Origin of the sequence: Pseudomonas sp. (genome assembly GCF_035554175.1) — a bacterium.
Taxonomy (GTDB): domain Bacteria; phylum Pseudomonadota; class Gammaproteobacteria; order Pseudomonadales; family Pseudomonadaceae; genus Aquipseudomonas.
In genome coordinates this window covers 1-12,166 of record NZ_DATMIV010000006.1, presented here as the reverse complement: position 1 = coordinate 12,166, position 12,166 = coordinate 1, and the positions used below count along the sequence as shown (strand labels likewise).

10 protein-coding genes and 2 pseudogenes are annotated in these 12,166 nt (G+C 61.3%); 10 read left to right on the top strand and 2 right to left on the bottom strand.

The annotated features are described in order from the left end of the window. Positions 1 to 159 precede the first annotated feature (159 nt). The 9 genes from VNV36_RS02135 (at position 160) to VNV36_RS02095 (ending at position 9,521) form a co-directional block, all read left to right on the top strand. Positions 160 to 777, top strand: a complete 618-nt coding sequence (locus VNV36_RS02135; RefSeq protein WP_325715783.1) for an NUDIX domain-containing protein — start codon at positions 160 to 162, stop codon at positions 775 to 777. Further along, positions 768 to 1,220, top strand: coding sequence for a DUF1249 domain-containing protein (locus VNV36_RS02130; RefSeq protein ID WP_325715781.1), 453 nt, complete (start codon positions 768 to 770; stop codon positions 1,218 to 1,220). The genes VNV36_RS02135 and VNV36_RS02130 overlap by 10 nt, the downstream gene beginning before the upstream one ends. 97 nt (positions 1,221 to 1,317) lie before the next feature. Beyond that, the gene (cpdA, locus tag VNV36_RS02125; RefSeq protein ID WP_325715779.1) at positions 1,318 to 2,133 is read left to right on the top strand and encodes a 3',5'-cyclic-AMP phosphodiesterase; all 816 of its coding nucleotides are present in this window, start codon (positions 1,318 to 1,320) and stop codon (positions 2,131 to 2,133) included. Positions 2,134 to 2,290: 157 nt separating this feature from the next. Further along, positions 2,291 to 2,899: a YqiA/YcfP family alpha/beta fold hydrolase gene (locus VNV36_RS02120; protein WP_325715777.1), complete on the top strand. Its 609-nt coding sequence runs from the start codon at positions 2,291 to 2,293 to the stop codon at positions 2,897 to 2,899. A gap of 41 nt (positions 2,900 to 2,940) precedes the next feature. Then, positions 2,941 to 4,848: a DNA topoisomerase IV subunit B gene (gene parE, locus VNV36_RS02115; protein WP_325715775.1), complete on the top strand. Its 1,908-nt coding sequence runs from the start codon at positions 2,941 to 2,943 to the stop codon at positions 4,846 to 4,848. Then, positions 4,848 to 5,837 carry an esterase-like activity of phytase family protein gene (locus VNV36_RS02110; RefSeq protein WP_325715773.1) on the top strand — a complete coding sequence of 330 codons (990 nt, stop codon included), beginning with the start codon at positions 4,848 to 4,850 and terminating at the stop codon, positions 5,835 to 5,837. Before parE ends, VNV36_RS02110 begins: the two co-directional genes overlap by 1 nt. After that, positions 5,834 to 6,358, top strand: coding sequence for a retropepsin-like aspartic protease family protein (locus VNV36_RS02105; protein WP_325715771.1), 525 nt, complete (start codon positions 5,834 to 5,836; stop codon positions 6,356 to 6,358). Before VNV36_RS02110 ends, VNV36_RS02105 begins: the two co-directional genes overlap by 4 nt. A gap of 7 nt (positions 6,359 to 6,365) precedes the next feature. Then, positions 6,366 to 8,633: a DNA topoisomerase IV subunit A gene (gene parC, locus VNV36_RS02100; protein ID WP_325715769.1), complete on the top strand. Its 2,268-nt coding sequence runs from the start codon at positions 6,366 to 6,368 to the stop codon at positions 8,631 to 8,633. A 180-nt stretch (positions 8,634 to 8,813) separates the two neighbouring features. Next, positions 8,814 to 9,521 carry a PqiC family protein gene (locus VNV36_RS02095; protein ID WP_163022205.1) on the top strand — a complete coding sequence of 236 codons (708 nt, stop codon included), beginning with the start codon at positions 8,814 to 8,816 and terminating at the stop codon, positions 9,519 to 9,521. Between the two features lie 54 nt (positions 9,522 to 9,575). Here the strand turns inward: VNV36_RS02095 and VNV36_RS25695 are convergent. Together VNV36_RS25695 and VNV36_RS25690 are read right to left on the bottom strand one after the other, a co-directional pair. Continuing rightward, positions 9,576 to 10,286, bottom strand: a pseudogene (locus tag VNV36_RS25695) (histidine kinase); the annotation flags it as partial. Positions 10,287 to 10,358: 72 nt separating this feature from the next. Continuing rightward, positions 10,359 to 11,111, bottom strand: a pseudogene (locus VNV36_RS25690) (AhpA/YtjB family protein); the annotation flags it as partial. Positions 11,112 to 11,241: 130 nt separating this feature from the next. Between VNV36_RS25690 and serB the strand changes: the two are divergent. Next, a partial coding sequence (gene serB / locus VNV36_RS02085) for a phosphoserine phosphatase SerB (RefSeq protein WP_325715765.1) occupies positions 11,242 to 12,166 on the top strand: 925 nt, incomplete at its 3' end.

Here is a 12,166-nt window from a genome sequence, read left to right as displayed (position 1 = left end):
ACTAAGCTAATTAGAGTGGGTTTCACCGTCACCGTCCATCCCGCTGACGGTAAAGGGGCTGCATCAAACGGTGCGGGCGCGTTAGGATGGCGCGAAGTCGGGGCTGCCAGTCACAACAAGAAGGCACCTCGTAACGGATTTGCAGTAAAGAGGATGCTCATGACTGATTTTGCCAACGCCATTCCGACCGCCGTCGATATCGTACGGCGCGAAAAATGCTACGAGGGCTTTTACAAGCTCGACCGTGTGCACCTGCGCCATGAGTTGTTCGCCGGTGGCATGAGCCGCGAGATCAACCGTGAAATCTTCGTGCGCCACGATGCCGTTTGCGTGCTGCCATACGATCCGCAACGCGACCAAGTGGTGCTGATCGAGCAGTTTCGCGTCGGTGCCATGGGCAAGGCCGACAACCCGTGGCTGGTCGAACTGGTCGCCGGTCTGATCGACAAGGATGAGCAGCCGGAAGAAGTTGCTCACCGCGAGGCGCAGGAGGAAGCTGGGCTGGACATCAAGGCGTTGTGGCCGATGACCAGATATTTCCCTTCGCCAGGTGGCAGCAACGAGTTCGTGCATTTGTATCTGGGGCGCTGCAGCACCGACGGCGTCGGCGGCTTGCACGGCCTGGAAGAAGAGGCAGAAGACATTCGCGTGACAGTCTGGGCATTTGAAGATGCCTTGCAGGCCGTTCGTGACGGACGTATTGCCAACGCGGCGAGCATCATCGCCTTGCAATGGCTGGCGCTGAACCGCGCCGAAGTGAGGGGGCTATGGTCGTAAACAAGCTGCGCGATCGTTATCGGGTTGACCTCGTGGGGCTGCAAGCTGCCTGCGAGGCCAACTACGCGCGCCTGATGCGACTGTTGCCCGACATGCGCAGCGAGCCCGAGGCGCGGCGCATCGCCGTCACCCAGGGCGAACAGATGCTCGGTGTGCTCGCCCTCGAAGTGCTGCAGACTTGCCCGTACACCACGACCTTGCAGGTGCGCCAGGAGCACAGCCTGCCGTGGCTGCCGGTGCCGCAACTGGAAGTGCAGGTCTACCACGACGCGCGCATGGCCGAGGTGATCAGCGCCGAACATGCTCGTCGCTTTCGCGGCATCTATCCTTACCCGAACGCCGCCATGCACCAGCCGGATGAAAAGGCTCAGCTCAATGTGTTCCTGGGGGAGTGGCTCAGTCATTGCCTGGCGTTGGGGCACGAATACGAAGTCGTTCGTTAGTTGTGAACTGCGTCCGCTTCGGCGCTTTCCCCTTTGCGTCATCCCCCAGCATAATTGCCGCACTATCGATTGAGTGCCTTTGACCCGGGAGAGCGCCTTGTCCAGCGTATCCGCATTGACCACCGCCGACCCGGCGCTGCTGGTGCAATTGTCCGACAGCCACCTGTTCGCCGAAGCGGACGGTACGCTGTTGGGCATGAATACTCGCGAGAGCCTGCAAAAGGTCATTGAGCTGGTGCTCAGGCAGCAACCGCGGATCGACTTGCTTCTGGCAACGGGGGACCTTTCCCAGGATGGCACTCTGGAGTCGTACCAACAGTTTCGTGAGATGACGGCACAGATTGATGCGCCGGCACGCTGGATACCCGGCAATCACGATGAGCCGCAGATGATGGCGGTGGCAGCAGTGAAGAGTGCGTTGCTCGATTCAGTGGTCGACGTCGGCAATTGGCGCGTGACTTTGCTCGACTCCGCGGTGCCGGGTTCGGTGCCGGGGTTTTTGCTGGACGATCAGTTGCAATTGCTGGCCCGCTCTCTGAGCGAAGCGCCGGAGCGTCATCATCTGGTGTGCTTCCACCATCATCCGGTACCCGTCGGTTGTGCCTGGGCGGAACCGATCGGTCTGCGCAATCCGGAAGCCTTCTTTGAAGTGCTGGACCGTTTCCCACAGGTTCGCGCGGTGTTGTGGGGCCATGTGCATCAGGAAATCGACCGTGAGCGCAATGGCGTGCGCTTGATGGCGTCGCCGTCGACCTGCATTCAGTTCGAGCCGGGGAGTGTGGATTTCAAGGTCGGTGAGCAGGCGCCAGGGTATCGGTGGTTGCGGTTGTTGCCGGATGGGCGTCTGGAAACCGGGGTTGAGCGCGTTACCGGATTCGACTTTCAGGTTGATTACGGTTCCGAAGGTTACTGATGCCATAAAGGCCTCTTCGCGAGCAGGCTCGCTCCCACATTGGAATGCGTTCCCCTGTGGGAGCGAGCCTGCTCGCGAAGGCGTCCGCACAAACACCCACGACGTCCCTGACTCCCTGTAAACTCCGCTATCTTTCGCCGACAGCCAGGGAGCTCAAATGTCCGGTTCGATCCTCTATATCCACGGTTTCAACAGCGCGCCGGCCTCGAAGAAGGCCTGTCAGCTGGTCGCGGTCATGGAGCGGCTGGGGTTGAGCGAGCAATTGCGTGTCCCGGCCCTGCATCACCATCCGCGCGAAGCCATCGGTCAGCTGGAGCAGGCAATTGCCGAGCTGGGCCGGCCGTTGCTGGTGGGAAGTTCGCTCGGCGGCTACTATGCGACTCACCTGGCCGAGCGCCATGGCCTGAAAGCCCTGCTGGTCAACCCGGCGGTCAGCCCGCACCGGATGTTCGATGGTTATCTGGGCACGCAGAAAAACCTCTATACCGATGAAACCTGGGAATTGACCCACGACCACGTTACGGCGCTGGCCGAACTGGAAGTGCCGGCACCGCAGGATCCGCAGCGTTATCAGGTCTGGTTGCAAACCGGCGATGAAACGCTGGATTATCGCCTCGCCCAACAGTATTACCGTGCCTGTGCCTTGCGCATCCAGGCCGGCGGCGACCACAGTTTCCAGGGCTTTGCCGGGCAATTGCCGGCGTTGCTGAGTTTTGCCGGCATGGCTGCCGATATGTATCAGGCAATCGATTTCACCGCGCTGTGAAGTCTTGCCCCTCTTTCATGAATGACTGACGACGAGACCTTATGGCCACTCCCAGCGCTAGCTCCTATAACGCCGACGCCATCGAAGTCCTCTCGGGCCTCGACCCGGTGCGCAAACGCCCCGGCATGTACACCGACACCAGTCGGCCGAACCACCTCGCCCAGGAAGTCATCGACAACAGCGTCGACGAAGCCCTGGCCGGTCACGCCAGGTCGGTGCAGGTCATCCTGCACGCCGACCATTCGCTGGAAGTCAGCGACGACGGCCGTGGCATGCCGGTCGACATTCACCCGGAAGAAGGTGTGTCCGGCGTTGAGCTGATCCTCACCAAGCTGCATGCGGGTGGCAAGTTTTCCAACAAGAACTACCAGTTCTCCGGCGGTCTGCACGGGGTGGGTATTTCCGTGGTCAACGCGCTGTCGACCGAAGTCCGCGTGCGTGTCAAACGTGACGGCAACGAATATCAGATGACCTTCAAGGACGGCTTCAAGGCCTCCGAGCTGGAAATCGTCGGCACCGTCGGCAAGCGCAATACCGGCACCAGCGTGTACTTCGCGCCGGACCCGAAATATTTCGATTCCGCGAAATTCTCCATCAGCCGCCTCAAGCATGTGCTCAAAGCCAAGGCCGTGCTGTGTCCGGGGCTGCTGGTCAGCTTCGAAGACAAAGGCACCGGCGAGAAAGTCGAGTGGCATTACGAAGACGGCCTGCGCTCCTACCTGGTGGATGCGGTCAGCGAATTCGAGCGTCTGCCGAACGAGCCGTTCTGCGGCGCCTTCGCTGGTAACAAGGAAGCGGTCGACTGGGCACTGCTGTGGCTGCCGGAAGGTGGCGACGCGGTGCAGGAAAGCTACGTCAACCTGATCCCGACCGCGCAGGGCGGTACCCACGTCAACGGTCTGCGGCAGGGCCTGCTCGACGCCATGCGCGAGTTCTGCGAATTCCGCAGCCTGCTGCCGCGCGGTGTGAAACTGGCGCCGGAAGACGTCTGGGAGCGCATCGCTTTCGTCCTGTCGATGAAAATGCAGGAACCGCAATTCTCCGGCCAGACCAAAGAGCGTCTGTCATCGCGTGAAGCGGCGGCGTTCGTTTCCGGGGTGGTCAAGGATGCGTTCAGCCTGTGGCTCAACGCCAACCCGGAAACCGGTCTGGCCCTGGCCGAACTGGCGATCAACAACGCTGGCCGGCGTCTCAAGGCGAGCAAGAAAGTCGAGCGCAAACGCGTCACCCAAGGCCCGGCGCTGCCTGGCAAACTGGCTGACTGCGCCGGGCAGGATCCGATGCGTTCCGAGTTGTTCCTGGTCGAGGGTGACTCCGCGGGTGGTTCGGCCAAGCAAGCGCGGGACAAGGAATTCCAGGCGATCCTGCCGTTGCGCGGCAAGATCCTCAATACCTGGGAAGTCGACGGCAGCGAAGTGCTCGCCAGCCAGGAAGTGCACAACATTGCCGTGGCCATCGGTGTCGATCCGGGGGCGGCGGACATGAGCCAACTGCGTTACGGCAAGATCTGCATCCTCGCCGACGCCGACTCCGACGGTCTGCACATCGCAACCTTGTTGTGTGCGCTGTTCGTCCAGCATTTCCGTCCGCTGGTGGACGCCGGTCACGTCTACGTCGCCATGCCACCGCTGTACCGCATCGACCTCGGCAAAGAGATCTACTACGCCCTGGACGAAGCTGAGCGCGATGGCATTCTCGACCGTCTGGTCGCCGAGAAGAAACGCGGCAAGCCGCAGGTCACCCGATTCAAGGGTCTGGGCGAAATGAACCCGCCGCAACTGCGTGAAACCACCATGGACCCGAACACCCGGCGTCTGGTGCAGTTGACGCTGGGCGAAGACTTTGCCGAAACCTCGGAAATGATGGACATGCTGCTGGCGAAGAAACGCGCCGGCGACCGCAAATCCTGGCTGGAATCCAAAGGCAACCTCGCCGAGGTGCTGGCCTGATGCAGTTTGGCTGGGCCTTGGCGGGTGCGTTGCTGCTGAGTGCGCTGAGCGTGTCGGCCGAGCCGCTGCAACAGTTGCGGCTGCTCTCCGAGCATCCGGTCGACGGCATGCGCGGTGGCAACCTGTCGGGTCTGGCGCTGTGCGGCAACGAACTGTGGACAGTGTCCGATCGCGATGACGAGCAGATCTACCGGCTCGATACCCGCGATCAGGTCTGGCAGGCGCAAACCGTGCACCTCGACGTGCCGCCAGTGCCGGAAAGCGGCTTGCCGTGGGGCTTGAGCTCGCGCACCTGGGCGGCGTCGTTCATTCGCGGTGGCGATCTGGATTTCGAAGGTATCAGTTGCGACAGCGCTGGCAATCGCTACATCGTCAGCGAAGCCCACGCCGCCGTATTGCAGGTGCCGGTCAGTGGCCCGGCGAACTGGCTGAAGGTCTCGCCGCTGCTGGTTCGCGAGGCGCGGGCCAGCGGCATGCTGCTGCATTTCAATGCGATTTTCGAAGGCCTGGCGATCAACCCGGCGGGCGACCGGATGTGGCTGGCCGCCGAACGGCAAAAGCGCGGTCTGCTGCTGATCAAGCGCCAGCAGACCGTGTGGGATTGCGACGGTCGCTGCGTACTGCTCAGTGAGGGCGGCAAGGAAATGCAGCCAGCGCAGTTTCCCAAGGCGAAAGCGGTCGATCGGGACTTTTCCGATATTTCATTGTTCAACGGCAAACTGTTTACCCTTGAACGCAACGCCTTCCGGATTTGCCGCCGCGATGCACAGACAGCCAGGGTCGAGCAGTGCTGGTCATATGTCGACGAATTGTTGCAGGAGAATCGCCGCTACTCGCAGAACTACGGACTGGAAGAAGCGCTGATCATTGATGCTGAAGGAGCGTGGGTGGGCGTGGACAATAATTTCGGGCCGCGTGTCGACGGTGAGGTCCGCCCGATCGTCTGGCGTTTTGCAGCGCCTGAAGGTGGCTGGAGTGCCAGTCCTTGAGTCAGCAATCGCCGGGCAAGCGCGCCGGTCGGGTGTTGATGATTCTCGCCTGGTGTGCGGCGCTGTTTCTCGCCACGCGGTTTTTCGCTCAATGGGAGCAGCGCCAGCAGAACCCGAACATCGTCGTCACGTCGGAGCAGGGCGAGGGTTTTATCGAGGTGAAACTGGCGAGCAATGCCCAGGGGCATTTCGTCGCCAGCGGCCAGATCAACGGCGAGCCGGTGGAGTTCATGCTCGACACGGGCGCGACCGACGTAGCGATCCCGGCGGATCTGGCCAAGCGTTTGAAGCTGGAAGAAGGCTTCGGTGTGACCCTGAGCACGGCCAATGGCCTGAGCCAGGGCTACCGAACGAAAATTGCCCGCCTGCAACTGGGCGACATCGTGCTGCGGGATGTTCGCGCACTGGTGGCGCCGGGGTTGCATGGCGATCAGGTGCTGCTTGGCATGAGCGCCCTGAACAAACTTGAATTTACCCAGCGCGGTGGCACCATGCTGCTGCGCCAGACAACGAACCGATGAGGCCCGCATGAGCGACTCCCTTGATCTCAGCCTGGACGGTGTAGAACGCCGCTCGCTGGCCGACTTCACCGAAAATGCCTACCTCAATTACTCCATGTACGTGATCATGGACCGCGCCTTGCCGCATATCGGCGACGGCCTGAAACCGGTACAGCGGCGTATCGTCTACGCCATGAGCGAGCTGGGGCTGGACGCCGATTCCAAGCACAAGAAGTCGGCACGTACCGTCGGCGACGTGCTCGGCAAGTTCCACCCCCACGGCGACTCGGCGTGCTACGAAGCGATGGTGCTGATGGCGCAGCCGTTCAGCTATCGCTACACGCTGGTCGACGGCCAGGGCAACTGGGGTGCGCCGGACGATCCGAAGTCCTTCGCCGCGATGCGTTACACCGAAGCGCGCCTGTCGCGTTATTCCGAAGTGCTGCTCAGCGAACTGGGCCAGGGCACTGCCGACTGGGGCCCGAACTTCGACGGCACCCTGCAGGAGCCGCTGGTATTGCCAGCACGCCTGCCGAACATTCTGCTCAACGGCACCACCGGCATCGCCGTCGGCATGGCGACCGACGTGCCGCCGCACAACCTGCGCGAAGTCGCCACCGCCTGCGTGCGTCTGCTCGATGAGCCGAAAGCCACGGTCGAGCAGCTCTGCGAGCATATTCAGGGTCCGGATTATCCGACCGAAGCGGAAATCATCACCCCGCGCGCCGACCTGCTGAAAATGTACGAAACCGGCAAGGGCTCGGTGCGTATGCGCGCCGTGTACCACATCGAAGACGGCGACATCATCGTCACCGCGCTGCCGCATCAGGTGTCCGGTGCCAAGGTGCTGGAGCAGATCGCGGCGATGATGCAGGCCAAGCCGTCCAAAGCTCCGCAGATCGCTGACCTGCGTGACGAATCCGACCACGAAAACCCGTGCCGGATCGTGATCATTCCGGGGGCCCGCAAGCATTTCGACCACGATGCGCTGATGCAGCACCTGTTCGCCAGCACTGAGCTGGAGTCGAGCTACAGGGTCAACATCAACATCATTGGCCTGGACGGCAAGCCGCAGCTGAAAAACCTGCGCGCATTGCTGGTCGAGTGGTTGGCGTTCCGGGTACAGACCGTGCGTCGTCGCCTGCAATTCCGCCTCGACAAGGTTGAGCGTCGCTTGCACCTGTTGGACGGTTTGTTGATCGCTTACCTCAACCTGGATGAAGTGATTCACATCATCCGCACCGAAGAGCACCCGAAAGCCGCGCTGATCGCTCGTTTCGCCCTGAGCGAAATCCAGGCGGACTACATTCTCGACACCCGTTTGCGTCAGTTGGCGCGACTGGAAGAAATGAAGCTGCGTGCCGAGCAGGATGAATTGCTCAAGGAACAAGCCAAGCTGCAAGCCCTGTTGGGCAGCGAGGCCAAGCTGAAGAAACTGGTACGCACCGAGCTGATCAAGGATGCCGAAACCTATGGCGACGACCGTCGTTCGCCTATCGTCGAGCGCGCCGAAGCCAAAGCCCTGACCGAACACGATCTGCTGCCGAACGAGAAAGTGACGGTCGTGCTGTCGGAAAAAGGCTGGGTCCGCTCCGCCAAAGGTCATGAAATCGATGCCACCGGGCTCTCTTATAAAGCCGGAGATGGCTTCAAGGCCCTGGCGCCGGGTCGTTCCAACCAGTTTGCGGTGTTTATCGACTCCACCGGTCGCAGTTATTCGGTGCCGTCGCACACCTTGCCATCGGCCCGTGGCCAAGGCGAACCGCTGACCGGTCGTCTGACCCCGCCGCCCGGTGCGACATTCGAATGCGTGCTATTGCCCGAGGATGACGCGCTGTACGTGGTTGCGTCCGATGCCGGCTACGGTTTCGTGGTCAAGGGTGAAGACCTGCAGGCCAAGAACAAAGCAGGCAAGGCGCTGTTGAGCCTGCCAGCCGGGGCCAAGGTGATCCTGCCGCGTCCGGTGCCGGATCGTGAACACAACTGGCTCGCCGCCGTGACCACCGAAGGCCGTTTGCTGGTGTTCAAAATCAGCGATCTGCCGCAGCTGGGCAAGGGCAAAGGCAACAAGATCATTGGCATTCCGGGCGAGCGCGTTGCCAGTCGAGAAGAGTACGTGACCGACCTGGCCGTTGTTCCTGACGGTGCCACGCTGGTGCTGCAGGCCGGCAAACGCAACCTGTCGCTCAAACCCGACGACCTGGAGCACTACAAAGGCGAACGCGGACGACGGGGCAACAAACTGCCCCGTGGATTCCAGCGCGTCGATGCACTGTTGGTGGAAACCGCAGGCTAAAGCGGTTGGTTTGGCGGTCGCTCTTCGTTTCGTCACGAGAGCGACGCAGAATCGCTGGAGTCAACGCGCATATTCACGGATGATATGACGTCCTCCGGCGCCGCCATGGCGGAATGCCTTCATGTTTTCAAAGTATTTAACAGCGTGGACGCGTTACACGGCGTCCACTTGGACGGGATGATGAATTTTCTACGTGTTCCCTGTGTTCTGTTGTTGACCGGCGTTCTGGGTTTGGCCGGGTGCAGCGTTCATCAGCCCACGTCGCTCTATCAACTGGACAGCGGCGATCCTGGGCAACCGAAACACAGCGGCGGGGTCGCCGTTTTGCTGGGCCCTGTGACAGTTGCCGACTATCTGCAACGTGAAACATTATTGCAGCGCCAACCCGATGGCAGCCTCAAGGCATCCACCGATGGTCGCTGGGCCGGCAGCCTGTCTGCTGACATCGATCAACTGCTTCTGCGCCAACTGGCCTGGAAACTCGACAGTCAACGTGTGGTTATGGCCCCCGCAGCGGCCAGCTTCACGCCGGATGCCCAGGTGGTGCTATCCATCACTCGTCTGGATTCGGGCGAGAAGCAGCCAGCGGTACTGGATGCACAGTGGCGTTTGCTCGACCGCCGCGGAAACGTTCGCGACAGCAAGCTGATCCATCTGGAAGAACCGCACGCAGGCTCTTCAGCTGCACAGGTCAGGGCGCAAGGGATTTTGCTGCAGCGCCTGGCGGACAAGCTGAGCGTGGCCGTCAAGCCAATCGCCAATCAACCCTGGGTGGCGGATGTGCCTAAAAAGGCCACAGCGCCGGCGAAAACCCGCACCGATCAGGACAAGCCCAAGATCCCGATGGCATCACCGATCCGCACCGATCTTGAAGTGTTCCGCTTCTAAGATTGGCGCCCACAAAAAAGCCCGCAGCAATGCGGGCTTTTTTGTGGATGACGCTTAGGCCTTGCGCGCCTCGTGCATGCGCGCCAGTTGGCGTTCCAGCATCGATGGGTACGGCTCCATCAGACGCTCCACACAGCTTGCACCTTCCGGGCTTGCAATCGGGCGGATGCGCGCGCGCTGGCGGATGGTCGGGTCTTCGCTGATCTTGCGCTCCACCAGCAGCAGATTGCGGCTGTGCTGCGACAGCGCCAGGGCGTCCTGCGCGGTTTCAGTCAGCAGCAGATCGATCTGGTTCATGCCGTGCAAGCCTTCGCCCAGCGTCAGGCCCAGCTGCAATTGCAGGGTAATGCCACTGTCGGCGACTTCGATCTGCAACGCGTGGCTCAATGCACGCAGCAACTCGCCACAGCAGATCGCATTGGTCAGATAGTCGTCGCCGCTGTCCTGAGTGCTGAAAACCATCAGTGAACTGCCATCGTTCAGGGTGTGCAGCTCACTGTCGTAGAGCGAAGCGGCCTGATCAATACAGTCACGGTAGCGCTCGAGCAGCTCGGTCAGGCGTGTACGCGGCAGACGGCGCAGTTGCTCCTGCGAACCCAGCTGCACGGCCAGCACGGCGCTGTACTGCGGCTGCGATGGAACGACCGGAAGGATCGGACGCGGTGCGGGTTTTGGTGCGGCAGGGGAGTGGTCGCGAAGGTCCGCAAACGGATCCTCTTCGTCTTCGTCTTCTTCATCTTCCTCGGCAGAGATGCGTCGTGCCGGGATCACCGTTGCGCGCGGCTTTGGCACGTCATCGAAGTCAGGGTCGCTCAGGTCACTGCTGTCGAACTCCGGCGAAGTGTCTTCCTCGTCCTCGACCTGTGCAGGCTCGGGAATGGGCGCCGGTTCCGGTTCTGGCGGCGCGTAGGAAGTCTTCAACTGACGCGCCAGATCGCCGATCTCGTCCTGACGATCAGTGGCGGGCGTGTACGGATCGATGTAGCGCAGCCACATGCGCAGTTGCAGCATCGGCGTGGAAATATGCCGCCCAAGGCGCAGACTCAAGGCCAGTGCCAGTGCCAGCAGGATGCCAGCCAAAATCGCCATGCTCTGCAAGCTGATGGTCAGCGGCTGTTGGAACTGGGCCATGTCCAGGCTGATACGCAGCGTGCCGGCGACCACATCCTGGAAGGTGATTTTGATCTCGTAAAGACCTTCCGCCTCACCCAGCAAGCCGTTCTTCGGACGCTGACCGGCTTCGGCAAGAATGCGGTTGTCGGGGCTATAAATAGCCGCGTGGGCCACCAGCGGATTCTTCACCAGATTGCCCAGCAGCACATTGAGGCTGAGGATGTCGTTGGACACCAGCAATTCGGTGGCGGACGTGGCGGTCTGCGTGGTCAGGGCTTGCCCCAATGCGTCGGCCTGTTCGTGCATGGCTTGCTTGAATTGCAAACCCATGACGCAGGCGTAGATCACCAGAGCCAGCGCGACGAGGATCACGTTATGGCTGGCGATGCGCAAAGCAATCGGTACACGTCGATGACGCAATGCCCGGAAGATCAGCAAGAAGAAATTATCGGTTTTTACTGGCGTGGGCCGGTTCACTGAGCACGGCTCTCGTGGTGAAGTTGGGGCGCAGTATAGCGAGCGACCCTGTGGCGGCAAAGCGCTGGCTGTGCCCGGCGGTCACTGAAAGTGCGTAGAATGCGGTTTTTTTCCACTGCGGGGGTGCGCCTTGCGCGAAATCGTCCTGATAAACATCACCGGTGAAGACCGTCCGGGTCTCACTGCGGCCATCACCGGTGTGCTGGCCCAAGGCGGCGTGAACATTCTCGACATCGGTCAGGCGGTGATTCACGACGCGCTGTCATTCGGCCTTTTGGTCGATATCCCCGACACCGAAGCAGGCGCGGCAGTGCGCCAGAACGTGCAAGCGACAGTCGACCAACTGGGTCAGCAAGTGCGCTTTACCCGCGTGTCAGAAGCTGATTATCAGCACTGGGTCGACGGCCAGGGCAAGGCGCGGCATATCGTGACGCTGCTGACCCGCAGGGTCACCGCCGAGCAACTGCAGACGGTCAGCGCGATCACTGCCAAGTATGGTTTGAACATCGACCGCATCGACCGTCTTTCCGGGCGTATGCCGCTGGACATGCCCACCGAGAAGAGCAAGGGTTGCATCGAGTTTTCCGTGCGCGGCGAGCCGGTCGATCCTCAGCAGATGCAGGCCGAATTCCTCCATGTTGGCCAGGAGCTGAACGTCGATATCGCGTTCCAGCAGGACTCTCTGTTCCGTCGCAACCGTCGTCTGGCGGTGTTCGACATGGATTCGACGCTGATCGAAGCCGAGGTCATCGACGAGCTGGCCAAAGCCCACGGCGTCGGTGAGCGCGTATCGGAAATCACCGAGCGCGCCATGCGCGGCGAACTGGACTTCCGCGCCAGTTTCAAAGAGCGACTGGCGCTGCTCAAAGGCCTGGATGTGAAGGTGCTGGACGAGATCGGCGCTTCGCTGCGTTTGACGGAAGGCGCTGAAACGCTGTTCGCCGAGCTCAAACGACTGGGCTATAAAACCGCGATCCTGTCGGGCGGTTTTACGTACTTCGCTCGCCAGCTGCAGGCCAAACTGGGCATTGACTACATCTTCGCCAACGAGCTGG